Below are 23,993 nucleotides of genomic sequence, written 5' to 3'. Positions count from 1 at the left end.
TCCGTGCATGGCACTCCTTTTACTCAAGACTATACTGGAAGTGAACATGCATAAAGCAAAGTCTCGGGGGCCGTGATGATTAACCCGGTACTGCCGCAGGTGCTGAGCGAACTCAGAGCTCACCCTGAAGGCGTCAGTGAGTACTATTTGATGAAGGTCCTGGAGCACCAGCATGCATTTGATGATGTGGGGGCCGATGGGTCGCTCGCGCTTTACCGCAAGCATTTCATCATCATGAACGCGCTCTATGATCTGCAAAACGTTCTGTGGGAAGAGGAGAGTCGTGTCCTCAGCATTTCGCCCATGCAGATCGTGCTGCATGCCCCTGAAACCAATGCCGAGGCGGTTCCCGCCAACCCGGACCTGAGCGAGTATTATCTGGATTGGCACAACTTCGAGAACACGACGGCTGAAGATGTGGAAACCCTGATGCATTCGGTGACCGGCCCGCGTCATTAAGGCCGGTCACACCGCTTTCAGTCTTCGATCTGCCCGCTTTCCAGACGCTTCTTGTGAATCGCCTGAAGTTTGTACAGATCCTGCTGCAGCTCAAAGAATCCGTGCCAGTGCGCATAGTCAGGACCTGCCATCATGGCCCCGTGCCGTGCCCGGCGTCCTTCGTGATGCCAAAGGTGGTAAAAGGTGATCTGGAATTCGTCAGTCCAGGGGTTGTCTTTCAGCAGCCCCCTGGCATCCAGTTCATCCAACATGGCCTTGGCGGGGTCGTAGTACTCCACGTTGTAGAGCTTCACGGCCTTGTCGCCCTGAGCGAAGAACCCTTCGGTGTGTGAACTGCCGTGGCAGGCATTGCACACCGCTTTCATCTCCTTGCGCCCCTGTTCGCCGTTGCCCAGCAGCGGGCTGAGCACATCGGTGGAGTTGCGCACTTCCGAACGCTTGGCCCAGAGATTCCAGTAAAGGCGTTGGCTGATGTTGTGGGTGGGCGCCAGATTGCCTACGCCGCTCATATGGCAGGTGGCGCAGGTTGGGGCTCGGTAGTCGCCCGGCTCCCAGGCATCGGCCGGTGCATTCCAGTTCCACTCATGCCCTTCAGCCGCGAACACCTGGCCATGCTTGCTGTTCTCGAACACCTCTATGTCCGGATGATCGGGCCCCAGGTGGCAGCTTGCACAGGCCTGTGGCTTGCGCGCTTCGGCAATGGAGAAGCGGTGGCGGGTGTGGCAGGCGCCGCAGTTGCCGGTGGAGCCGTCCGGGTAGATGTTGCCCATGCCTGAGTTGGGCCAGGTGGTGGGGTCCGGCTTGCCGTTTGCCAGCAGTTTGATCTCGGTGCCGTGGCATTGCATGCAGCCGGTCTCGCCCGGAGCATTGCCCAGCTCCGGGTTATCCCGTCCTTCATGGAATTTGACCAGCGCGTGCAGACTGTCCTTGGGAATGATCTGGCGATAGGAGCGAAAGTGCCCACTCTGGTCGAACTCCGCCTGCTCCTGAGCATGACAGCGACCACAGGTATCCGGTGAAACCAGCGGGGAGATGTAGACGTTCTGCAGGCCCTCCTGATTATGCAGCTGGGCATCGGCATCGCCCTTGGAGGCTGCATGGCAGTCGTTGCAACCGACACCCGTGTGGCTGTGCCGGCTGTTTTTCCAGTCGGCAACAATCCCCGGATGTTCGTTCTGGTGGCAGCCGACACATTGCTTGTCCAGCTCGGTCAGGCTGCGACTGAACGCAAGGGAGCGTACTTCAGGGTTAATCTCCAGGCCGCTGTTGGCTGCACCCGCGTGGGAGATGAACAAGAGCAAGAGTGAGCAGAGCAGAGGTATCAGCCGGATCATGGCGGGTCTCCTTATCCTTCTCGGGTCGCAATAGGCGGTGGGGGAGGCAGGTCACGCTCCAGGTCCTTGTGCCCGACGCGGTGGCAGTCGATACAGGTATCCTGAATGGCGCCGAGGAAGTAGGGTTTGTGGGCCACGAAGCGGGCACTGTCCAGTTCAGAGGCCTGCTGCAGGTTGTTGTGGCACTTGAGGCAGCCGGAGTCATACACATAGGCATTGGCCCGAGCCCGCTTGGCATGCCAGTCAACATCTTCGGCACCGAGAACGAACTCTTTCCAGACATCCCAGGCGCCGTTGCGGGCTTTCATCCACAGATAGTTGACGGTGCTGTCATGGGGCAGGTGGCAGTCGGTGCAAAGTGCCTGAATGCCGGTGGCGGAACGGCCACCATGCGGGTCTCGCAGAAAGGATGCCTGCATGGGCTTCATGCTGTGGCAACTGCCGCAGAACTGGTGATCGGACGTCAGGTGCAGCGCCTTGTCGGTGAAGGCCCAGCTCAGCAGGACACCGGATCCCAGCAGGGCCAGTATCAACAGAGACTTGATCCAGAACACAGCAAAAGTCCTTATGCATGGCAGGTTTATTATTATATTGAGGTCAGCCTAGTCGAGCCTGCCCGGTTTGCCAGCCGACTTGTCAGTCTATTGATCTGCGTTCAGACTAGGGCGCAGTGAACATGGGGAAAGCGAATGCGCGCTAACGTCTTATTCAGCCTCTGTGTGGTGCTGGCCGCTCTCTCGGCCCAGGTACACGCGGGGGAACGCGAAACCTTCTTGCAAAAGATTTATCTGTCCTTTTGCGTCAAGCATCTGGAAAGCTTTGCCGGCCTGCGGGAGCAGCTCGTGGCGCAGGAACTGCCCAGATTGCCCGCGCAGCAGGCGGTCAATTTTCTGGACGGTCAGCCGGGTGATGTCTGGCCCATTCCGTTCAAGGGGGCCTTTGGTCAATACGTACTGGCCCTGCCGGAGGGAGATCAGAGCTGCCATGTCATGGCGCGTGGGGGCGAGTCACGGGTGAATCGTGGCTGGTTTGCCCGTATGGCGGAACAGGCCCCGGCACCGCTGATCGCAACCCCGCTGGAAGACGACCGGGTGGAAAGCCCTCTTACGGGTGAAGCCAGTCGTTTGTCATGGCAGTGGGCCACGGAGCATGCGCCCCGGCGTCTGGTGCTGTCGCTGTTAACGGCCGAACATGAAGCCGCTCCCATTCAGGCCCGTGTGTCACTTTCCATCGATGACCGCTAAGCCCAATGCCTAAGATATCCAACAACGTGGACCTGCCCGAACACGAGATCGAGCTGAATGCCATCCGCGCTCAGGGCGCGGGCGGGCAGAACGTGAACAAGGTCGCAACCGCCATCCACCTCCGCTTTGATATTCAGGCGTCTTCACTGCCTCCCTTTTACAAGGAACGGCTGCTGCAGTTGAATGACAGCCGTATCTCTTCGGATGGCATCATCGTGATCAAGGCGCAGCAGTTTCGCACTCAGGAGCAGAACCGCGAAGATGCCCTGAACCGCCTTGTGAATCTGATCCGCAGTGCCGTGAAAGTGGAAAAAAAGCGGCGTCCTACCAAGCCGACGCGGAGCTCTCAGCGCAAGCGACTGGATAAGAAAAAGCAGCGTGGCGGCGTGAAGTCGCTGCGCGGCAAGGTGAAAGTCTAGCGCTGGCACTTGGATGCCCGGGATGATCAGAAAAATCGATCATTTCAGGCAAATACTTGCTGTTTATCATCGGTGTGCTCGATTCCAGAATAGGGTCATTCCAAGATAAAGGAGGCCCACTATGTCTCAGCGTACTATTCAACGCCGTATTACCGCACGCGAAAGCCGTGATGGCGCAGGGGTGCGTCTCCTGCGCAGCCTGGGCCGCTCTGCCCAGCACCGCATCGACCCCTTCCTGATGCTGGACAACTTTTTCTCCGACAACCCGGATGACTACATCGCCGGTTTCCCGGCACACCCGCACCGGGGCTTTGAGACCGTGACCTATATGCTGGATGGCCAGATGCGCCACCGTGATCATCTGGGCAATGAAGCGGTTCTGGGCAGTGGTGGTGTGCAGTGGATGACAGCCGGTAGCGGCGTGATCCACGAAGAGATGCCGGAACAGTCCGAAGGGCTGATGCGCGGCTTTCAGCTCTGGGTGAATCTGCCGGCGGCGGAAAAAATGACACCGGCCCGCTATCAGGAGTTTGCGGCTGACGAAATTCCGGTCATCGAAGCGCCGGAGAGCGGTGCACGTATCAAGCTGATCGCCGGGTCTGTCACGCTTGACGGGATTGAACATCAGGGCGCGGTCAAGGGCATCAGCCGGCAGCCGCTGATGCTGGACCTGCGGTTGTCACCGCACAGCCGTATCACCCTCCCGATCAGTGAGGACAAGAACGGCTTCGTCTACCTGTTTGAAGGCGAAGCTCGGCTGGGGGATGAGGCGCTTCAGGTGAACGAAGCCGCCGAGTTGGGGGAAGGCAGTAAGCTGACCCTGAGTACCGGGGAGCAGGGCGCGGCCATGCTGATATTGGCGGCAAGGCCGATACGAGAGCCCATCGCGCAGTACGGCCCCTTTGTCATGAACACCATGGAAGAGGTCGAGCAGGCAATCGTTGACTATCAGCGTGGCCAGCTGGTGTAACCTTCCTGTAGGCTGGCCGCATGGATCAACTCGGATAATCAGGAGGCTGGCATGTGGTCTGAAACGGAAATGACGTACCTCAAGCGAGCGGTTGAGCTGGCAGAGGAAGCACTGGAGGCCGGAGACGAGCCCTTTGGCTCCGTTCTGGTCGGCGCCGATGGCGAGGTGCTGGCAGAAGATCGCAATCGCATCGTTGAAACCGGCGACCCGACACGGCATCCGGAGTTTGAACTGGCGCGTTGGGCGGTCCGGCACCTCACCCCCGAGCAGCGTAAGGCTGCGACGGTATACACGTCGGGCGAGCATTGTCCCATGTGTGCTGCCGCACATGCCTGGTCGGGGCTGGGGCGTATCGTCTACGCCAGCTCCTCACAGCAGCTGGCGCGCTGGCTGAACGAGATGGGCGTCGCACCGCCGCCGGTCAGTACCCTGTCCATTCGTGAGGTTGCGCCGGGGATACCGGTGGAGGGACCTGTCCCGGCGCTGGTCGACCGCATTCAACAATTGCACAGACGCTGCCGAGGATGTGACTGACCGCTCGATTTATTGGCTTGAAGGATAGCCCCGCTTGTACATCCGGTGGAGCGACTCACGCTGCTCATCTGTGAGAATCGCTTCCATCTCATCCTGCAGCTTGAGTCGCTGTTCCAGCATCTCAAGCTGCAGCTTCTGCATGTCGCGGTGCGCATCGAGAATGTCCCTGTTGTCGGGTTTGCCATCCTGCCACAGCGATTGCATGCGTGCGTGATGCTGTTGCATTGAGGTCATATGATCCTGATGCACCTGCCAGTGTTTTTCCTGGATCGCCTGCATCTGCTCTTGCTGTTGCGCGGTCAGCTCGATACCTGCATTGTTTCCATACTGCATCGGGCAGGGCATCATGCCCATGCCACCCATCATGGGGCCACCCATTATCATGCCCATGCCGCCCATCATAGGGCCGCCCATCATCATGCCCGGTCCCATCATGGGGCCGTAGCCCTGCATCATACCCATGCCGTAGCCATAGCCCATACCGTAGCCCGGCATGGACGACTGCCCCTGCATCATGCCGGGGCCCATGCCTTGTGTGCTTCCCATGTGATGCTGTGCGACCGCCGGAGAACTCAGGCTGGCACTGATGAGCAGCATCAGTGCACCTGAACGCCATTGATTGAACATCTGCCACCTCCCGTATGATCCGTTTCATCGCTCTGAAGCGTGGCACATATTGACCGTTAGGCAAGCGTGATCCACTCAAGCGGATGGGGCTGAAGCCGGCGAGACTGTCCCTTGAGGACATGCGATAATAGAGGTTTTAAGCTGAGTACACGCCGTGTCCACCTTTCATGACCTGAACCTGCGTCCCGAACTGATCGCTGCTGTTGAACAACTGGGTTACCAGACGCCGACCCCGATTCAGTTGCGTGCGATACCCGCCATCCTTGAGGGGCAGGATCTGATCGCCGAGGCACAGACAGGAACCGGTAAAACCGCGGCCTTCGGGTTGCCGATCATCGAGCGCTTGAGCCAGGTGTCGGTGACGGAACCCTATCACGATATTCGGGCACTGGTGCTGGTGCCGACCCGTGAGCTGGCCGTACAGGTGGGCGAAACCCTGCTGGCCTATGGACAGTACGTCGGGATGCGGGTGATCTCGATTTTCGGCGGGGTACGCTTTGATAACCAGATCCGCAAGATGAAACGGGGGGCGGATGTACTGGTCGCAACCCCCGGGCGGCTGCTGGACATGTTGAAACAGAAAAAGCTCTCGCTGGATCAGCTCGAAGTGCTGGTGCTGGATGAGGCTGACCGCATGCTGGATATGGGCTTCATTCAGGATATCCGTCAACTGATCGAGCTGATGCCGGCTGAACGTCAGACATTGCTGTTTTCCGCTACGCTCAGTGATCCCATACAGGCACTGGCGGACCGACTGCTCAAAAGCCCGGCGCGGATTCAGGTGGCGCGGCGCAACAGTACCAACCGTCAAATCCGGCAGAGTGCCTATGCTGTCACGAACGCCGACAAGACCGATGTGCTGTTGTACCTGATACAGGCCGGGCGGTGGCGGCAAACGCTGGTGTTTACACGTACCAAGCGGCGTGCCGATCAGGTGGCATCCGAGCTGCAACAGGAGGGCGTTCGAGCACTCCCTCTGCACGGGGATGTTCACCAACGAGAGCGCTTGCGGGCACTGGAAGCCTTCCGCTCAGGCGAAGCCGATGTGCTGGTGGCGACCGATGTGGCCGCGCGCGGGCTGGACATTGAAGCCCTGCCACAGGTGGTGAACTACGATCTGCCCAACCAGCCGGAAGCCTATGTGCACCGTATCGGACGTACCGGTCGTGCGGGGCAGGCGGGCTGGGCGGTGTCTCTGGTGGCACCGGAAGAGCGGCGTTTTCTCAAGGCCATCTCCGCGCTGATCGACAAGCCGTTGCAGGTCCAGCCGGTGCCGACACTGGAAAACGGCAAGCTGGTTGAAGCGGGGGCTCAAAGTACCGAAAAGGCTGCCAGGCGCCAAGGCAAAGCCAAACATGATTCGGCGGCTGCGAGGAAAGGCAAGCCTGCCAAGACAGACACGGGCGTGAAGCGTCCGGCGCGCTCGGCGGGGCGCAAATCGCTGTTTACTTGATAGCAGTCAATAAATCGGCTTTTGCGAATATACGACCAAGGGATGTTTGTTAAGTGTTGTGTATGCCTCCTTAAGGCTGCAATATTCTTGGATGTCTGCCCCCGGTTGTATGAGTGATGAGACACATGATACCCGCCAACACCACACGTACCTGGCTTTTTCGTGCAGTGCTCGTGTTTGTTTCTTACTTCTTGACAGGTCTTGCCGGTCTGTCCGTTCCCTTTATTGAAACGCATATCACGTTGATCTGGGCGCCAACAGGAATTGCCCTGGCTGCATTACTGAGGTGGGGTGGCAGCCTGTGGCTAGCGATCTGGCTGGGGGCTATGGGAGTCAACCTGTGGATCGGCAGCCCTCTCTTGCTGGCCGCAGCAATTGCCTGTGGCAATACACTGGGACCGGTACTGGCCGCATGGTTACTGCGGCGCAAGGGGTTTGATCAACGCCTTCATAATCGTCGAGACCTCCAGTTATATCTGTCAGTGGGGGTGATTGGCGGGATGACTATCAGTGCTTCCAACGGCGTATTGCAACTCTGGCTGGCTGGCTGGCGTGCTGAGTGCCGATAATCTACTAGCTGCCTGGAGTGTCTGGTGGCTGGGTGATGCCATGGGCGCTCTGGTGTGTGGCGTGCCGCTCCTTACGGCCAGCCGCCAAAGCCTGGATGTGTTTGGGAATCAGCGCCGGCGAGAATTGCTTCTGGTGTTGTCGCTTCTGGTCACGGCGGGTGCACTGATCTTTAACGGACCTGTATCCCAAAGTGCACTTTACCATCCGATTCTTTACCTGCCTTTTTTCCTGTTGTCATGGCTGGCGGTACGCGGAAGCATTGCTCTGGCTTCGGGAGCGGCATTGTTGCTTGCCATTGAGGCCGTCTGGGCAACTTCACAGGGAACGGGTCCTTTTCAGTCCAATGAGGTTCACTTCAGCCTGGCGATGTTATGGGGCTATATGGCAACGGCGACCATCATCCCCGTGCTGATTACCGTTTTGATGGATGAGTTGCGTCAAAGCCAGCATCGACTTGCATTGGCAACGCTGGGTGCAGAGCTGGGCATGTGGGAATGGAACCTGGAAACAGATGCGATCACTCATGCGGATGAATCATGCCTGCCGTTGTCACTGGCTCAAACTCATGATGGCAACACACTGCGCAGTGTCATTCACCCGGATGATGTTGAAGTGTTGGATGTTGCGCTGCTGCAGCATCTGTCGGGTGGGGCTGACATGCTGGAGCTGGAATGCCGCTTTTACAGCGGTCCCGGTCGCTGGTGCTGGATGCTTATGCGTGGCCGGGCCGTGGAGAGCGATTCACGGGGCACCCCTCTGAAAATGGCGGGCACGCTGGTTGATATTGATGCGCGCAAGCAGGCTGAAGCCGAACTGCAGACAAGCCGCATAAAGCTGCAGCAAAGTGAGGAACGGTATCGACAGCTGCTGAACAATTCGCCGGTCGGTATTATCAACTATGACCGGAACCTGGTGGTGAGCTATGTCAATGAGCGCTTTGCCGACATCATGAAAGTACCGGTCGACTACATGCTGGGGCTGGATTGTACCGGGTTGAAGGATCAACGTGTTGTACCGGCACTGGAACAGGCGCTTGAAGGTAAAAATGCCCTGTACGAAGGGGAGTACTGCACCAGCTATGGTCAGGAAAAAATCTGGATTTCCATGCGGTGTGCTCCGGTGCGGGGTGAGTGCGGTGAAGTGCTGGGTGGCGTTGCGTTACTGGAGGATATTACGGCCAGAAAGGATGCCGAGCAGAACCTGCGAAAATTCAAGTTCTTCAGTGATAACGCCGCCGATATGCTGATGTTGACGGATGAAACCACAAGGATTTGTTATGCCAACCGGGCGACCTGTGAAGCACTGGGCTATCGGCAGGATGAGCTACTGAATATGAAAGTGCCTGACATTGACCCTCGCAACTCTGAAAAAGAGGTCAGAGCGATAATTGATCAATGCAAGGAGCAATGGACACCGCCTTTTGAAACAGTTCACCGGCGCCGGGATGGGACTGAGTTTTCGGTTGAAATTACAGCCAGGGCCATGCCGTTTAATGGTGAGTGGTTGTGCTTCACCTCAGCCCGCGATATCACTGATCGGAAACTGCTGGACGACCGGGAGAGGCGTCATCGTGAAGGTTTAAAAGCACTGAATGAAGTGGCGGCCCAGTCACACCTGCCGCTTAAGCAACAGATGGGAAAAGCACTTCAGATTGGCGCCCGTTACTACGATCTGGACTGTGCCATTATCAGTGCAGTGTCTGGCAGTGATTATCGGGTTCATGTGTTTTCAGCGCCCCCCGGTACATTGGAAGAAGATCAGCATTTCGCTCTTGGTGAAACCTATTGTGATCTGACACTCACGTCGCGAGATGTTGTTGCCATATCGCATATGGAAGTCTCGCCTTATTCAGGACACCCCTGTTACCGGAAATTTCAACTGGAAAGCTATCTGGGCGCGCCTGTCTGGGTGGATAACAGCCTTTACGGCACAGTGAATTTTTCAAGCGCGAAGCCTTATCCAAGAGCGTTTGATGCCGGTGACCGAGAGTTCATTCGCCTGTTGGCCAGATGGATCGGGTCCGTCATGACGCTGGATAAAAGCCGAGCGGCAGTGGTTGCCAGTGAGGCGTATTTGAAAGCGATCATTGAAACGGAACCGGAGTGCGTAAAGGTGATGTCACAGGATGGACAAGTCACCCAAATGAACAGAGCGGGTTTGGAAATGCTTGAGGTTGAAAGTGTTGAGGAAATCAACCAGAAGGGTGTGCTGAACTTTGTGGACAAACCTTATCGCCAGGCCTTTGAAACATTACATCAACAGGCTTTTTCCGGGCAGCATGGCAGTCTGGAATTCACCATTACAGGCAAACATGGCCATATGCGCTGGTTGGATACCCATGCGGCACCATTGAAAAATGAGGAGGGCCGGGTCACATCAGTTTTATCGGTAACACGGGATATCAGTCTGCTGAAACAGCAGCAACTTGAACTTAAAGACATGGCGCATTTTGATGCGTTAACCAGGCTTCCCAATCGTACCCTTCTCTCCGAGCGCATGTCCCGTGCCGTGGTGCTTGCACGCCGCCATCAGACTGAGTTCGCCGTGTGTTATCTGGACCTGGATGGTTTCAAACCGATCAACGATGAGTTGGGGCATGATGCCGGTGATCAGGTATTGATCGAGATCGGCAACCGTCTTACCGGAGCCTTGCGTGAGGTGGATACGGTTTCACGTTTGGGCGGAGATGAATTTGTTCTGCTGATGAGCGACCTCTCTCATCATGAAGACTGGCAGTCGGCCCTGTCGCGTGTACTGATGGAAGTGACGCGTCCCTTGCCGGTGAAGGGGCAGGAACGCAGTGTGTCGGCCAGTATCGGCGTGGCATTTTACCCGCAGGATGGCGAAGATCCTGAAACCCTGCTGCGCCATGCCGATCATGCGATGTATGCTGCCAAGCGGGCGGGCAAGAACCGTTATAACCTGTTCAGCACCGAAGACGGCTGTGTTACCAGGGCGCAGAAGGTACACTGATCGGCCTGAAACATGAGAGGAGATCACGTGCATGACGCCTGCCATCAATGCTGTCCGAAAAGCCAGGGTGCCTTATCAGGTACATGAATATGTCCATGAAGCGGGCAGTCAGGGGTACGGACTGGAAGCGGCCGAGAAGCTGGGGCTGTCGACCGAAGTGGTGTTCAAGACACTGGTGGTGAGCCTGGATGGCAAGGGGCTGGCTGTTGGCATCGTGCCGGTGGGCGGCAAGCTCAATCTGAAGCAGATCGCCAAGGCCGCCGGGGCCAAGAAAGCGGCCATGGCCGATCCGCAGGATGTGGAGCGGGTGACGGGCTACGTGATGGGCGGTGTCAGTCCACTGGGGCAAAAGAAACGTCTGCCCACCTTCATCGATGAGAGCGCACGGGCGCTGGATACCTTCCACGTGAGTGCCGGGCGGCGGGGGCTGGAGATCGAGCTGGCGCCCGAAGCGCTGGCCCGGTTGACCTCGGCCCGTTTCGCCCCCATTGCCGATATCTGAGCCGATTTGTCTGCGACAGGAGTGTCTATGGCGGTGGTTGAAATACTGGTACTGACTCTGCTGGCGGGCATGAGTATGCCGCTGGGTGCCGTCATTGCCAGAATTGAACGCATACGGCCACGCTGGCTTGAACATGAATTTCGGCACAGCGTGATCGCGCTGGGCGGGGGCGCATTGCTCTCGGCTGTGGCGCTGGTGCTGGTGCCGGACGGCATTGAACAGCTGGATGTCAAAGCTGCGCTGTTCTGGTTTATGCTCGGCGGGGTCGTGTTCATGCTCATCGATGTGCTGCTGAACCTGTTCAAAACGACTGCAAGCCAGTTGGTGGCCATGCTGGCGGACTTCGTACCTGAATCCATTGCCCTCGGTGCCTCCCTTGCCCTTGGCGGCAGTAACGCGCTGCTGCTGGCCCTGTTGATTGGCCTGCAAAACCTGCCGGAAGGGTTCAACGCCTTCCGTGAATTGCGGCACTCAAGCAAGCTGTCTCCCTGGCGCATCATTACCCTGTTTGCGGCCATGGCGCTGCTGGGCCCCTTGGCAGGTCTGGCCGGTTACCTCTGGCTTTCCCACCTGCCTTCCACCGTCGCGGCCATCATGGTGTTTGCCGCCGGCGGGATTCTCTATTCGGTGTTTCAGGATATTGCCCCGCAGGTCAAACTGGCGCGTCACTGGGGGCCACCCATGGGGGCTGTTCTGGGCTTTGCCCTGGGGATTGCCGGTCATATGCTGACGTCTTGAGGCGGGTGGCATACACTTAAGGATCACCTACGCTTGCGGAGCTTATTGAATGGAGATGCGTCCCGATCAGGAAACGCTCACGACTCTGGTGCAAAATGCCACCCTGGCGCCGTCCAGCCACAATACCCAGCCCTGGCTGTTCAGGATTCAGGAGTGTTCGATTGAGCTGTATGCCGATCCTTCGCGCGCGCTGGTGGTGAATGACCCGGACCAGCGTGAGCTGATGATCAGCTGTGGCTGTGCGCTGATGAACCTCCGCATCGGTGCGGCGCATGCCGGCTGGGGGTATCGCATCGAGCTGTTTCCGGACACGGAGACGCCTGATCTGCTGGCGCGCTTTGAGCTGCAGGAAGAGGAGCTGGCCTGTGATCTGTCCGGCCTCTTTGACGCCATGCTGCTGCGCCGAACCTACCGCAACCGTTTCACCAGCGAGACACCCGCAGAAGCGTTGCAGGACACGCTCAGGGAGGCCGCCCATCTTGAAGGCGCGCATCTGGAAGTGCTGGCTGAATCCGTCCGGGATGAGTTGATCGAACTGGTTAAACGAGGCGACAACCTGCAATGGGACAGCGATGCCTGGCGCAATGAGCTGTCGCAATGGCTGCACGGCAGCCGCAGGGGCGACGGCCTGACGGTCCCGGGACTGGTGGCGCCGCTGGTGAGAGGAGTGGTCCGGCATTTCGATATGGGCAAGAGCATGGCGTCCCAGGATAACCTGCTGGCCTCGGAGTCACCGCTGTTGCTGCTGCTCTGGAGCAAGCGGGATGCGCGTGAAGACTGGCTCAGGGTCGGACAGGCGCTGCAGCGTGTGCTGCTGGAAGGGCAGCGTCATGGCATGCAGGCGTCCTATCTGAATCAGCCGATTCAGGTACCGGCGTTGCGGCCGGAACTGGAGTCGATCTGCCAGATCGACGGACATGCCCAGATGCTGCTGCGCATGGGCTTTCCGGAAGAAACCCTGCCGGCCTCGCCCAGACGCAAACTCGACGATATTCTGCTGGATACGGCCAGCCCGGATCTGGATTAAATCTAACCGGCCAGCCCTTACTTTTCAGCATAGGAGGGGTGGGCCGGAGGCTTGTCCTCTGCTGATCGTTCCAGGTTGTCCAGCCATGTCATAAGCAGCTTTTCCAGTTGGCTTGAATCAACGGCCTTCTCGATCAGAGCTGCTTCCTGCTGCAGCAGTTGCTCAGTGACTTCCTCGATCAGGGCTTTTCCTCTGTTGGTCAGCTCTACCAACCGGCTGCGGGCGTCGTCCGGGTTGGCAGGGCGGTCGATCAACCCTTTGTCCTCCAGTCGAGCCAGGATTTTGGTCATCCCGCCCGAACTGACTAACAGCTTGCGGTAGAGCTCGGTGGGTGTGATGCGGTGTGGGTCGGGGCTGTTGCGTAGCGCACACAGGGTTTCAAACTCGGCGCTTTGCAATCTGTGCCGCTTGAACACGGTTTCGGCCAGAGTGCTGAGGTGTTCATGCAACCGATAAACCGCCGGTGCAATCAGGCTGACGCCTTCGGTCGATTCAGGCCAGTGCTGTCTTGAACTGTCGTATAGCTCGGTAAAGCTGATGCGCTCACGGGGCATTACCAAATCCTCTTGTTTTTATCTTCCTGGAAAGATAGTATCACACCAAAGTATCTTTCTAGGAAGATAAATAGAATGTCATGGGTATATCTGTTACTGGCGGGGCTATTTGAAGTGGGCTTTGCCATCGCCTTGAAACAGTCCGACGGGCTCAGCAAACTCTGGCCCTCGGTGTTATTCGTGTTACTGGGTGCATGCAGTTTTTTCCTGCTTACCCGCGCCATGGTGAATATTCCACTTGGCACGGCCTATGCCATCTGGACCGGTATTGGCGCGGTTGGCACCGCTCTGGTGGGCATGCTCTGGTTTGGTGATCCGTCCGGCGGACTCAGGCTGATGTTTCTGGGGTTGCTGTTGTGCTCGTTGGTGGGGCTCAAACTGGTGTCCTGATGTCATGGCTCAGGCAGGGCAAGCCGGGTGTAGACCCAGGCACTTCGACCGTCTGACAACATCATTTGGGTGCGCTCATAACGAATGCCCAAACGCTCGTAGCGGTCCAGATCGAGCAGGTTCTCGCCGGACACGAGCATGAGCTGCCCCTCAGTCCTGGCGTCGGCTTTGGGGATAAGGTTGAGTCCGTCGCGGTAGTAGCCTTCCAGCTGTGCAGGCCGGGTGGAAATATACTCGCCCGTGACCAGCCAGCGCACCCAGCTGCGTGTCAGGGTGCCGTACACGAATACCCGATACTCCTCGGTCGGCTCGACCGCCGGCAGTCCTTCCGGTGCCGTATATCCCCAGGGGCTGAGCAGGGTGTACCAGAGCCAGCCGGGCGGCAGCAGGAGGACTGCCAGCAGGGTTATCAGCAACAGGCGTTTGCGGTGTCCTTTCATCAAGGGCCTCAGGGGATCAGGTTTCACCGGGGTCTGAACTCCATGGAAACGCGTCCCTTGCATCAGGTCAAGCCGTTGCACGTAATGGACAGTCTCCTGCAAATGGACGCTTTTTCGATGGTGAAGGCTCGGTTACTCTCGGTTCAAACAGACTGAATCTGCAAGGGTAACGGGATGAGTGGTTATGCAACGCCCTATGAGGCACTGGGTGAAGACGGCATCAGAGCGCTGACCAGCGCGTTTTACGACTACATGGACAGCGCACCGGAGGTGGCCGGGATACGTGCCATGCACGGAAAGGATCTGGCCCCGATGAAGGAACGCCTGGCCGAGTATCTGATCGGCTGGATGGGTGGGCCTCAGGTGTATGCCGAGAAGTATGGCTCGGTATGTATGACCAGCCCGCACAAGGGCTATGCGATCGGGACGAGTGAACGTGACCAGTGGCTGCTCTGTATGGATAAGGCACTGGAGCAGATCGGGGCTGAAGAAGCGCTCAAGCAGATGCTCAAGGAGCCGATGTTTGCCATTGCCGATATGGTGCGGAATCGGGATTAGAAAGGGCAGGCGGTGCCTGCCCTGCGTGGGGGTTACAGATAGGTGGGACTGAACGCCGCACGTGCTTCGTCCGGCGTTGCCTTGGACAGGTTCTTGGCCAAATCACCGGCCATTGCTTTTGAAACCCGGTCATCCATGGCCTGACGCAGCAACCCCAGAAAGTGGGGCGGTGCGGCCATATAGAATTTCTTGACCTGATTTTCGTTCAGTGCGTGACGGACGTGATCGATCACTTCCCGGGCAAAACGCTGATCCTCGGCCACGCGTGGCGAGGCTTTTTCTTCCACTCCGTGGCTGCCTGAGCCGCCGTTGGCCTGAGCCCCGGGGCTGTCACTGACCAGATCCCCGTTGTGCATGCGTGCCTCGGGATGCACCAGTGTTTCGATTTCGACGGTAGGATCTTTGGGGCCGTTTTGCTGAAAGATGCGGGCCTTGGCCGCATCGGCAACCAGAAACCAGGTCGTCATAGACATACTCCCCTGTAATGAATTGAACGTCTTGGTGACAGACATCTAGATGTCATAAGCCAAGTATCGTTCAAATTTGGAGAGATGAAAGCGGGAAGGGGCAGACCGGCACGAATGGCCGGTCTGCCGGGAGGATCAGAGCGCCTCGATTTTGGCGTACTGCTCCTGCAGCTTGTCGTAGGAGGCCTGTGCAGCGGCGATCTTCTCGCGCTCCTTGGCGACGACGGCTTCCGGGGCGTTGGCGACAAACTTCTCGTTGGACAGCTTGCCTTCCACACGCTTGATCTCGCCGGTCAGGCGATCCAGCTCTTTCTGCAGACGGGTCAGCTCGGCATCCTTGTCGATCAGGCCGGCCATCGGCACCAGGACTTCCATGGAGCCGACCAGCTGCGTGGCAGCCATCGGTGCTTCGTCATCCGCTTCCAGCCAGGTCAGGCTGCTCAGCTTGGCCAGCTTCTTCAGGAAGGTGGCGTTCTGCTCGAAGCGCGCCTTGTCATTGGCATCGCCGTGCTGGAACAGCACGTCCAGATCACGCGAGGGCGGGATCTTCATTTCGCCACGAATGTTGCGCACACCGGTGATCACGCCCTTGAGCCATTCGATGTCGATTTCGGCCTGAGCGTCGATCCTGCTTTCGTCGGCCTGCGGGTAAGGCATCAGCATCAGGGTTTCGCCCTCGACACCGGCCAGACCCTTGATGGACTGCCAGATCTCTTCGGTGATGAACGGCATCAGCGGGTGAGTCAGACGCAGTACGGCTTCGAGTACGCGCACCAGCGTGCGGCGGGTGCCGCGCTTGGCTTCGGCTGACGCATTTTCGTCCCACAGCACCGGCTTGGACAGCTCCAGATACCAGTCGCAGTACTGGTTCCAGATGAAGTCGTACAGGGTCTGGGCGGCCAGATCGAAGCGGTACTCGTCCAGATGCTTGACCACGGTGCTTTCGGTGCGCTGCAGGCTGCTGATGATCCAGCGATCCGCCAGCGACAGCTCGACCTCGCCACCGTTCTGGCCGCAGTCTTCACCTTCGGTGTTCATCTGCACGTAGCGAGCGGCGTTCCAGATCTTGTTACAGAAGTTGCGGTAACCTTCCAGGCGCTTCATGTCCCAGTTGATATCGCGGCCGGTAGAGGCCAGCGCTGCCAGCGTGAAGCGCAGGGCATCTGTCCCGTGGGCGGTGATGCCTTCCGGGAACTGCTTCTCGGTACGCTTGCCGATTTTCTCGGCCAGCTGCGGCTGCATCATGTTGCCGGTACGTTTCTCGAGCAGGTCTTCCAGGCTGATGCCGTCGATCATGTCCAGCGGGTCGAGCACGTTGCCCTTGGACTTGGACATCTTGTCGCCGTTCTCGTCGCGGATCAGGCCGGTCACGTAGACATTCTTGAACGGCACCTGCGGCTTGCCGTCTTCGTCCTTCATGAAGTGCATGGTCATCATGATCATGCGCGCCACCCAGAAGAAGATGATGTCGAAGCCGGTGACCAGCGTATCGGTCGGGTGGAAGGTCTTCAGACGTTCGCTGTCTTCCGGCCAGCCCAGGGTGCCGAAGGTCCAGAGTGCGGAGCTGAACCAGGTATCCAGCACGTCGTCGTCCTGACGCAGTTCCAGCTCCGGATCCAGGTTGTATTTCTGACGCGCGGCTTCCTTGTCGGCGGCGACGTAGACGTTGCCTTCGTTGTCGTAGAACGCCGGGATACGGTGGCCCCACCACAGCTGACGGGAGATACACCAGTCCTGAATGTCACGCATCCAGGCGAAGTACATGTTCTCATACTGCTTGGGCACGAACTTGATGTCGCCGTTTTCGACCGCCTCGATGGCCGGCTTGGCCAGAGTCTTGGCATCGCAGAACCACTGGTCGGTCAGCATCGGCTCGATCACCACGCCACCACGGTCGCCGTAGGGCACGGTCATGTTGTTTTCTTCGATCTTCACCAGCAGGCCGGCGGCTTCCATGTCGGCCACGATCGCCTTGCGTGCGGCGAAGCGCTCCAGACCCTGATAGGCTTCCGGCAGGCTCGGGTCGATCTCGGTGTTGTCGCTGCCATCGGTGTTGAACGTCTGGGCTTCCTTGCGGATATGGCCGTCCAGCGTCAGCACGTTGATCATCGGCAGGCCGCAGCGCTTGCCGACTTCGTTATCGTTGAAGTCGTGTGCCGGGGTGATTTTCACGCAGCCGGTGCCTTTCTCCATGTCGGCGTGCTCATCCGCCACGATCGGGATACGACGGCCCACCAGCGGCAGTTCCACGAACTTGCCGATCAGGCTCTGGTAGCGTTCGTCTTCCGGGTTCACCGCCACACCGGTGTCGCCGAGCAGGGTTTCCGGACGGGTGGTACCCACCACGATATGGTCTTCACCGGCAGCGGTTTTAACGCCATCGGCCAGCGGGTAACGCAGATACCACATCTTGCCTTTGACTTCGCGGTTTTCCACTTCCAGATCGGAGATGGCGGTGTGCAGTTTCGGGTCCCAGTTGACCAGACGCTTGCCACGGTAGATCAGTTTTTCGTCATACAGGCGGATGAAGACTTCCTGCACGGCACGGTAGAAACCGGAGTCCATGGTGAAGCGCTCGGTCGGCCAGTCGACAGAGTTGCCCAGACGGCGCATCTGGCGGGTAATGGTACCGCCGGACTCTTCCTTCCACTCCCAGATCTTCTCGATGAAGGCATCACGGCCCAGGTCGTGGCGGGTCAGTTCCTGTTCTGCCGCCAGCTTGCGCTCCACCACCATCTGGGTGGCGATACCGGCGTGATCGGTGCCCACCTGCCACAGGGTGTTGCGGCCCTGCATGCGGCGGTAGCGGGTCAGCGCATCCATGATGGTGTGCTGGAAGGCGTGGCCCATGTGCAGGCTGCCGGTGACGTTGGGCGGCGGGATCATGATGCTGTACGGCTCGCCTTCACCGGAGGGTGCGAAGTAACCTTTCTCTTCCCAGGTCTGGTACCAGGATTTCTCGATCTCGTGTGGCTGGTAGGTCTTGTCCATTGGGGTCTGTATCTCTGATCGTTTGGCCGCTCGGATAATTGCCGAATACGCGTGTGGCGTGCGCAGGGGCACGGGGCGTCGGCAGCTCGGTCGAAACCGGACATTATACAGCCAGCCGCTGAGTGATGACAGGGTTGCGCCCCGCTTGCAGGCCCAGTGGCCGAAGGCGACAATGGAACCATTGTGGCAATGGAATCTGTGATGACAAACGCTGAGGACATGCGGCCCCCGGCCATTGAACGGCAGGAGGGCGGCCTTGTGCTGACCGGGAGCTGGACCCTGGCAGAGCACGGCCGGCTGAAGGCGCTGCTGACGCAGGCAGCCCCACCAGAACAAACCGTCAGCCTGAGCGGCATTGACCGGCTGGATACGGCCGGGGCAACGCTGCTGATTCGCTGGCTGGGTGTGGACCGGCTGCGCGGCCTGCTGTTGCAGGAGCAGGCTCTGGCCCCCGAACGGCGGGCGCTGCTGGAAACGCTGCTGGACGCACTGGACCGAGCGCCGGCACCGGAGGCTCCCAAACAGGGCCTGTTGAGTCAGTTGCTGGAAGGGCTGGGGCGTCAAACGCAGGCACTGGGGCAGCAGTTTTGGCAGCAGAGCGGGTTTATGGGGCTGGTGCTGCAAAGCCTGCTGGGTATTCTGTTTCGACCCGGGCGCTGGCGCATCACGGCCTTTGTGAATCAGGTCCACCAGACCGGCCTGAATGCGGTGCCCATCGTGGCGCTGCTGACCTTTCTGGTGGGAGCCGTGGTCGCCTTTCTGGGGGCGACAGTGTTGGGCGCTTTCGGGGCTGAAGTCTATACCGTGAATCTGGTGGCCTACTCCTTCCTGCGCGAGTTCGGCGTGCTGCTGGCCGCGATTCTGATGGCTGGCCGCACGGCCAGTGCCTTTACTGCCCAGATCGGGTCCATGAAGGCTAACGAAGAGCTGGATGCCTTGAGAACACTGGGGCTGAACCCGGTGGAGCTGCTGGTGATTCCACGGGTGCTGGCGCTGATGCTGACTCTGCCGCTGCTGAGTTTTGTGGCCGTGGTATCCGGTATTATCGGCGGTGGCGTGGTATCGCTGCTGTCGCTGGGCATTTCGCTGGAACAGTTTCTCGGCATACTGGCGGACGTGCCGCTGAACCACTATCTGGTCGGTATGGCCAAGGCGCCGATTTTCGCGTTTGTGGTGGCGATCATTGGCTGTCTGGAAGGGTTCAAGGTGAGTGGCAGTGCCGAGTCTGTCGGCCGCCATACGACCTCCAGCGTGGTGCAGTCCATCTTCATGGTGATCCTGCTGGATGCCGTAGCGGCGCTGTTTTTCATGGAGATGGGCTGGTGACGCAGACGGACACTCTGATCGAAGTACGCGGCCTGTGTAACCGCTTTGGTCGCAACAGCGTGCACGAGGCACTGGACCTGGACCTCTACCGCGGCGAGATTCTGGGCATCGTAGGGGGCTCGGGCACCGGCAAGTCCGTGCTGTTGCGCTCCATCGTGGGGCTCAACCGGCCGCATTCCGGAGAAGTGCGTCTGTTCGGGCGCAACCTGCTGGCCCTGCCGGCACGGGAGCGGTCCGAGCTGGAGCAGCGCATGGGTGTGCTGTTTCAGGGTGGGGCGCTGTTCAGCTCGCTCACCGTGCGGGAAAACGTGGCCCTGCCCTTGATCGAACATGCCGGCCTGACACGGGCGGATGCGGAAGCGCTGGCCGAGGTCAAACTGGCTCTCACGGGGCTGGCAGCGCATGCGGGTGATCTCTATCCGGCATCGCTGTCGGGCGGTATGGTCAAGCGCGCGGCACTGGCCCGTGCGCTGGCGCTGGACCCGGACGTGCTGTTTCTGGATGAGCCCACCGCTGGCCTCGACCCGATCGGCGCGGCGGCGTTTGACCAGCTGCTGCTGACCCTGCGCAATGCGCTGGGGCTGACCGTGTTCATGGTCACCCACGATCTGGATTCACTCTGGACCGCCTGTGACCGCATCGCCGTGCTGTCGCAAAAGCGCGTGCTGGTAGCAGACAGTCCCGAGCGGGTGGCCGAATACGACGACCCCTGGATACAGGATTACTTCAATGGCCCGCGTGGGCGAGCGGCCTATCAGGCCGTGCAAGGGAGTTGATATGGAAACACGTGCGCATCATGTGCTGATCGGACTGTTTACACTGACCGGACTGGTATTGGCGCTGGGGTTTGGTGTCTGGCTGGTCAAGTCCGGCCAGCAGCAGGAAACCCGGACCTACCGCGTGATCTTTGAGGAAGCCGTCACCGGGCTTGCCGTCGGCAGTCTGGTGCAATACAACGGCCTGCGCGTGGGCGAAGTGCGCCAGTTGCAGCTGGACCCGAACGACCCGCGGCGCGTACTGGCCGATATGGAGGTCAGCGCCGCCACTCCGATCAATCAGGGCACCAGCGCCCGGCTGGCCATTGCCAACATTACCGGTGCCGCCAATATTCTGTTGAGTACCGATAATCCTCAGGCGCCGCCCCTGCCACAGCCGCCGGACTCGCCGCCGGTGATTCTGGCCGAGCCCTCCGCGATCGGCTCCCTGCTGGGCAACAGTGAAACGCTGTTCAGTAACGTCAACGTGCTGGTAGAGCGGGGGGCACAGTTGCTCTCGGTGGATAACATCCAGCGCATTGAACGCATTATCCAGAATCTGGAACAGGTATCGGAGGAGCTGGCCCAGTCCCGTTCCGGTGTGGGCGAAACCCTGAACGAACTGACTCAGGCGGCGCGTGACGCCCAGACCGTGCTGCGTGATGCCAGTCAGCTGCTGGTCCACGCCGACCGCATGCTGACGGCACAGGGTGGCCCCATGCTGGCAGAAGGCCAGAAAGCGATGCAGGCGCTGGCCAGCAGCAGTGAGCAACTGGAACAGCTGCTCAGTCGCAACGGCGGCGCGCTGGATCAGGGCATGCAGGGGCTGTCGGCCATTGGCCCGGTGATGCAGGAGCTGCAGCGCAGTCTCGGTACCCTGAACCGTATTCTGATCCGGCTGGAAGACGACCCGGCCGGTTACCTGACCGGTCAGCCGCCGGCCCACGAATTTACCCCCTGAGAGGTTGAACATGCTGCGACACATCGCCACGAAAACGCTGGTACTGGGCATGGCGCTGCTGCTGGGAGCCTGCAGCCTGTTGCCCGAACCTCAGCCGGTACAGAGCTGGACGTTGCAGCCTGCCCGGCCCACACAAGCGGGTGAGGTGCAGGTGAGCGATCTGCGCGTACTGCGGCCCCAGACACAGGACCTGCTCAGCGGGCGCTATCTGCTGGTGGTGCCGGAAGGGCAGCCGGTCAGTGTCTACAAGGATGCGCGCTGGAGTGGCAGTATCCCCGTGCTCTGGCGAGATTATCTGGTGGCGGCCCTGCAGCAGGACAGCCGTTTTGCCCGCATCAGCGGGGATGAGGTGCTGATGGGGGCGCGCCACGAACTGGTCAGCCGCCTCGATGCATTCCAGACTGAATACATGGATGGCCAGCCGGTGGTGGTCCTGCGGGCCTACCTGCAACTGGTCGATACGCGTACCCGCGCCATTCTGGCCGAACGCCCGCTGACCCTGTCGCAGCCGGTGGCCGGCCGTCAGGTCGGGCAAGTGGTGGCCGCGTTCGATCAGTTAATGAATGCCGCCAGTGTTGAGATCCGCAACTGGCTGCTGGCAGTACAAACGGAAAGTTGACACCGATTTTCCGGCGAGTGTGACACGCAACAGGGCCCCGATCGGGCCCTTTGATCAACCTGAAGTAAAGGTGCCGTGATGAGTTACAAAAAACTGACCCCCGAAGAGCAACACGTGATCCTGCACAAGGGCACCGAACGGCCCTTCACCGGCCAGTACAACGAGCATTTCGAGACCGGCGTCTATGCCTGCAAGCAGTGCGGAGCGCACCTGTATCGCTCCGAGGACAAGTTCCCCTCTCACTGCGGCTGGCCCAGCTTCGATGATGAAATTGAGGGCGCCATCCGTCGGGAAGTGGATGCGGACGGCCGCCGTACCGAGATTCTCTGTGCCAACTGTGGCGGCCACCTGGGCCACGTGTTTGAAGGTGAAATGCTGACCCGCAAGAACCTGCGTCACTGTGTGAACTCCATTTCCATGGACTTTATCAGCGCCGAAGAGCTGGCCCGGCAGCAGGGCAGTACCCTCAAAACCGCCTATTTCGCCGGCGGCTGTTTCTGGGGGGTAGAGCACCTGATGCAACAGCAGCCCGGCGTGGTGTCGGTGGTATCCGGCTACATGGGGGGTCATGTGGATAACCCCAGTTATGAACAGGTGTGCGGCAAGCAGACGGGCCATCTGGAAACCGTGGAAGTGCTGTACGACCCGGCCAAGATCAGCTTTGAAACCCTGGCCAAGCTGTTCTTTGAAATTCACGACCCGACTCAGGAAGACGGTCAGGGGCCGGATATCGGCCCCCAGTATGGTTCTGCCATCTTCGTGCATGATGACGAAGAGCGCGGCATCAGCGAAAAACTGATCGCCCTGCTGGAAAACCAGGGGCTGAACGTGGTGACCCGGGTGCTGCCGATGGCACCTTTCTGGCGTGCCGAAGAGTTCCATCAGGACTACTACGAACGCACCGGCAAGATGCCCTACTGCCATCGGTATCAAAAGCGGTTTTAACCTACCTCTCCTGTGTTACCCACCAGGCTGTCGCGCGTTGAGTTTCAAGTGACTCAAGCGCGATCGGCTCGCCGATCCGGGGAGTTACAAGCTGGAAGGGGCGCTCGCGGCTCAGGGCTGAAATGCGCTCAAACGGCTCTTGCCAGGGATGTCTGGCGAGCGCGTATTTGCCCACATGAGCGGGTAGCAGAAACCGGGCACCCAGTTCCGCTGCTGCCGTGGCCGCTTCATCCGGTGTCATGTGAATGTTGGCCCAGCGTGGGTCGTACTGTCCCTGATCCAGTGCGGCCAGATCAAAGCTCCCGAACCGCTTGCCCAGTTCGCTGAAGTGTGGTCCATAGCCGCTGTCACCACTGAACAGCAGTCGATAGTTCGCTGACTCGATGATGAACCCGGCCCAGAGGGTCTGGGCGCGCTTGAGTGTGCGTCCCGAGTAATGGCGAGCGGGAATGATGTGCACCTTGAGGGTGTCTTCAACGCTGAAGGCATCGTACCAGTCACCTTCGCTGATCTTCGCATCTTCAAAGCCCCATCCGCGCAGGTAGGCACCCACTCCCAGCGGCGTGATGACGTTTTTTACGCGCGGCGCCAGTGCCGTCAGCGTTGGATAATCCAGATGATCCCAGTGGTCATGGGTAATCAGCAGGTAATCGATGGCCGGAAAGTCTTCGGCCGAATAGGGCGTAGCGCCGGGAAAAGCAGGAATCATCCCCGGCACGGGCGCTGCATTGGGGCCGAATACCGGATCAATCAGGAAGCGTTTGCCGTCCAGCTGCAGATAAAACGATGAGTGGCCAAGCCAGATCAGCAGGTCCTGCTGTGCATCCAGTGACTTGATCGAGACATTGACCGAGGGCAGCGCACCGGCGGGCGTCAGCTCGGGAGAGGTGGTTGTCAGGTTCTGCCACACCACCGACGCGAAGGACTCATCACCGGTAAACATCGGGGTGTCGACCTGATTCCGAAACTGGCCGTCAACGTAATTGGGCGAGGCCTGAATGCTGCTCAGGTGGGTGCCCTCCGGCTGCTGTCCGAATTTTGGATGTTGCATGTAGGCGAATGCGGCCGAGGCCGCGAGAACCAGAAACCCGGCCAACCAGATCATGAGTGTCTTGATGCCCTGTCGTAGTGAACGTC

General features: G+C 59.3%; 26 protein-coding genes. 18 read left to right on the top strand and 8 right to left on the bottom strand.

Annotated features, from left to right (window positions below; all coding sequences use genetic code 11):
- Positions 1-75 precede the first annotated feature (75 nt).
- A complete protein-coding gene (locus H9C73_RS03845; RefSeq protein ID WP_209286473.1) occupies positions 76-459 on the top strand; it encodes a DNA-J related domain-containing protein in 384 nt (127 codons plus the stop codon).
- Positions 460-476: 17 nt separating this feature from the next.
- On the opposite strand, the gene H9C73_RS03840 is transcribed toward H9C73_RS03845, so the two are convergent.
- Positions 477-1,793, bottom strand: a complete 1,317-nt coding sequence (locus tag H9C73_RS03840) for a multiheme c-type cytochrome (RefSeq protein ID WP_209286472.1) — start codon at positions 1,791-1,793, stop codon at positions 477-479.
- Positions 1,794-1,804: 11 nt separating this feature from the next.
- Positions 1,805-2,347, bottom strand: coding sequence for a cytochrome c3 family protein (locus tag H9C73_RS03835; protein ID WP_209286471.1), 543 nt, complete (start codon positions 2,345-2,347; stop codon positions 1,805-1,807).
- Between the two features lie 135 nt (positions 2,348-2,482).
- On the opposite strand from H9C73_RS03835, the gene H9C73_RS03830 reads away from it, so the two are divergent.
- From H9C73_RS03830 to H9C73_RS03815, 4 genes are all read left to right on the top strand, one after another.
- The gene (locus H9C73_RS03830) at positions 2,483-3,037 is read left to right on the top strand and encodes an NMCC_0638 family (lipo)protein (protein ID WP_209286470.1); all 555 of its coding nucleotides are present in this window, start codon (positions 2,483-2,485) and stop codon (positions 3,035-3,037) included.
- A gap of 5 nt (positions 3,038-3,042) precedes the next feature.
- Entirely contained in the window at positions 3,043-3,456 is a 414-nt protein-coding gene (gene arfB, locus H9C73_RS03825) for an alternative ribosome rescue aminoacyl-tRNA hydrolase ArfB (RefSeq protein WP_209286469.1), read from the top strand.
- A gap of 121 nt (positions 3,457-3,577) precedes the next feature.
- Entirely contained in the window at positions 3,578-4,426 is an 849-nt protein-coding gene (locus H9C73_RS03820) for a pirin family protein (protein ID WP_209286468.1), read from the top strand.
- Between the two features lie 51 nt (positions 4,427-4,477).
- Positions 4,478-4,960: a nucleoside deaminase gene (locus H9C73_RS03815; protein ID WP_209286467.1), complete on the top strand. Its 483-nt coding sequence runs from the start codon at positions 4,478-4,480 to the stop codon at positions 4,958-4,960.
- A 9-nt stretch (positions 4,961-4,969) separates the two neighbouring features.
- Here the strand turns inward: H9C73_RS03815 and H9C73_RS03810 are convergent, their stop codons facing one another.
- A complete protein-coding gene (locus tag H9C73_RS03810; RefSeq protein WP_209286466.1) occupies positions 4,970-5,587 on the bottom strand; it encodes a periplasmic heavy metal sensor in 618 nt (205 codons plus the stop codon).
- A 154-nt stretch (positions 5,588-5,741) separates the two neighbouring features.
- On the opposite strand from H9C73_RS03810, the gene H9C73_RS03805 reads away from it, so the two are divergent.
- The 6 genes from H9C73_RS03805 to H9C73_RS03780 all read left to right on the top strand — a co-directional run bounded on the left by H9C73_RS03805 (position 5,742) and on the right by H9C73_RS03780 (position 12,850).
- Positions 5,742-7,040: a DEAD/DEAH box helicase gene (locus tag H9C73_RS03805; RefSeq protein ID WP_328797935.1), complete on the top strand. Its 1,299-nt coding sequence runs from the start codon at positions 5,742-5,744 to the stop codon at positions 7,038-7,040.
- A 125-nt stretch (positions 7,041-7,165) separates the two neighbouring features.
- Positions 7,166-7,609: an MASE1 domain-containing protein gene (locus H9C73_RS03800; protein ID WP_209286465.1), complete on the top strand. Its 444-nt coding sequence runs from the start codon at positions 7,166-7,168 to the stop codon at positions 7,607-7,609.
- Positions 7,551-10,583 (top strand): PAS domain S-box protein, encoded by a 3,033-nt coding sequence (locus tag H9C73_RS03795; protein ID WP_209286464.1) that lies wholly within the window; start codon positions 7,551-7,553, stop codon positions 10,581-10,583. The genes H9C73_RS03800 and H9C73_RS03795 overlap by 59 nt, the downstream gene beginning before the upstream one ends.
- 31 nt (positions 10,584-10,614) lie before the next feature.
- The gene (gene ybaK, locus H9C73_RS03790) at positions 10,615-11,085 is read left to right on the top strand and encodes a Cys-tRNA(Pro) deacylase (protein WP_209286463.1); all 471 of its coding nucleotides are present in this window, start codon (positions 10,615-10,617) and stop codon (positions 11,083-11,085) included.
- A gap of 27 nt (positions 11,086-11,112) precedes the next feature.
- Positions 11,113-11,823 (top strand): ZIP family metal transporter, encoded by a 711-nt coding sequence (locus tag H9C73_RS03785; RefSeq protein ID WP_209286462.1) that lies wholly within the window; start codon positions 11,113-11,115, stop codon positions 11,821-11,823.
- A 49-nt stretch (positions 11,824-11,872) separates the two neighbouring features.
- Complete coding sequence (locus H9C73_RS03780; protein ID WP_209286461.1) at positions 11,873-12,850, top strand: Acg family FMN-binding oxidoreductase; 978 nt, start codon at positions 11,873-11,875, stop codon at positions 12,848-12,850.
- A gap of 17 nt (positions 12,851-12,867) precedes the next feature.
- On the opposite strand, the gene H9C73_RS03775 is transcribed toward H9C73_RS03780, so the two are convergent.
- Positions 12,868-13,404: a MarR family winged helix-turn-helix transcriptional regulator gene (locus H9C73_RS03775; RefSeq protein ID WP_209286460.1), complete on the bottom strand. Its 537-nt coding sequence runs from the start codon at positions 13,402-13,404 to the stop codon at positions 12,868-12,870.
- A 75-nt stretch (positions 13,405-13,479) separates the two neighbouring features.
- On the opposite strand from H9C73_RS03775, the gene H9C73_RS03770 reads away from it, so the two are divergent.
- The gene (locus H9C73_RS03770) at positions 13,480-13,794 is read left to right on the top strand and encodes a DMT family transporter (protein ID WP_209286459.1); all 315 of its coding nucleotides are present in this window, start codon (positions 13,480-13,482) and stop codon (positions 13,792-13,794) included.
- A gap of 2 nt (positions 13,795-13,796) precedes the next feature.
- Here the strand turns inward: H9C73_RS03770 and H9C73_RS03765 are convergent, their stop codons facing one another.
- Complete coding sequence (locus H9C73_RS03765) at positions 13,797-14,234, bottom strand: gamma-glutamylcyclotransferase family protein (protein ID WP_209286458.1); 438 nt, start codon at positions 14,232-14,234, stop codon at positions 13,797-13,799.
- Between the two features lie 174 nt (positions 14,235-14,408).
- On the opposite strand from H9C73_RS03765, the gene H9C73_RS03760 reads away from it, so the two are divergent.
- A complete protein-coding gene (locus H9C73_RS03760) occupies positions 14,409-14,792 on the top strand; it encodes a group II truncated hemoglobin (protein WP_209286457.1) in 384 nt (127 codons plus the stop codon).
- Between the two features lie 32 nt (positions 14,793-14,824).
- Here H9C73_RS03760 and H9C73_RS03755 read toward each other — a convergent pair whose 3' ends face one another.
- Both H9C73_RS03755 and H9C73_RS03750 read right to left on the bottom strand, forming a co-directional pair.
- The gene (locus H9C73_RS03755; RefSeq protein ID WP_209286456.1) at positions 14,825-15,259 is read right to left on the bottom strand and encodes a host attachment protein; all 435 of its coding nucleotides are present in this window, start codon (positions 15,257-15,259) and stop codon (positions 14,825-14,827) included.
- A 135-nt stretch (positions 15,260-15,394) separates the two neighbouring features.
- Positions 15,395-18,250 (bottom strand): valine--tRNA ligase, encoded by a 2,856-nt coding sequence (locus H9C73_RS03750; RefSeq protein WP_209286455.1) that lies wholly within the window; start codon positions 18,248-18,250, stop codon positions 15,395-15,397.
- A 201-nt stretch (positions 18,251-18,451) separates the two neighbouring features.
- On the opposite strand from H9C73_RS03750, the gene H9C73_RS03745 reads away from it, so the two are divergent.
- The 5 genes from H9C73_RS03745 to H9C73_RS03725 all read left to right on the top strand — a co-directional run bounded on the left by H9C73_RS03745 (position 18,452) and on the right by H9C73_RS03725 (position 22,856).
- On the top strand, positions 18,452-19,576 hold the full coding sequence (locus H9C73_RS03745) for an ABC transporter permease (protein ID WP_236014065.1): 1,125 nt from the start codon (positions 18,452-18,454) through the stop codon (positions 19,574-19,576).
- A complete protein-coding gene (locus tag H9C73_RS03740) occupies positions 19,573-20,352 on the top strand; it encodes an ABC transporter ATP-binding protein (protein ID WP_328797934.1) in 780 nt (259 codons plus the stop codon). The genes H9C73_RS03745 and H9C73_RS03740 overlap by 4 nt, the downstream gene beginning before the upstream one ends.
- Before the next feature lies 1 nt (position 20,353).
- Entirely contained in the window at positions 20,354-21,292 is a 939-nt protein-coding gene (locus H9C73_RS03735; RefSeq protein WP_209286454.1) for an MlaD family protein, read from the top strand.
- Between the two features lie 10 nt (positions 21,293-21,302).
- Positions 21,303-21,911 (top strand): ABC-type transport auxiliary lipoprotein family protein, encoded by a 609-nt coding sequence (locus H9C73_RS03730; protein WP_209286453.1) that lies wholly within the window; start codon positions 21,303-21,305, stop codon positions 21,909-21,911.
- A 78-nt stretch (positions 21,912-21,989) separates the two neighbouring features.
- A complete protein-coding gene (locus tag H9C73_RS03725) occupies positions 21,990-22,856 on the top strand; it encodes a bifunctional methionine sulfoxide reductase B/A protein (protein WP_209286452.1) in 867 nt (288 codons plus the stop codon).
- Between the two features lies 1 nt (position 22,857).
- Here the strand turns inward: H9C73_RS03725 and H9C73_RS03720 are convergent, their stop codons facing one another.
- A complete protein-coding gene (locus H9C73_RS03720; protein WP_209286451.1) occupies positions 22,858-23,961 on the bottom strand; it encodes an MBL fold metallo-hydrolase in 1,104 nt (367 codons plus the stop codon).
- Positions 23,962-23,993 lie beyond the last annotated feature (32 nt).

The sequence above is a fragment of the Marinobacterium alkalitolerans genome (genome assembly GCF_017776525.1).
GTDB classification, from domain to species: Bacteria; Pseudomonadota; Gammaproteobacteria; order Pseudomonadales; family Balneatricaceae; genus Marinobacterium; species Marinobacterium alkalitolerans.
Note: the sequence above shows the minus strand (reverse complement) of the source record. Positions and strands in the feature narration are given on the sequence as shown.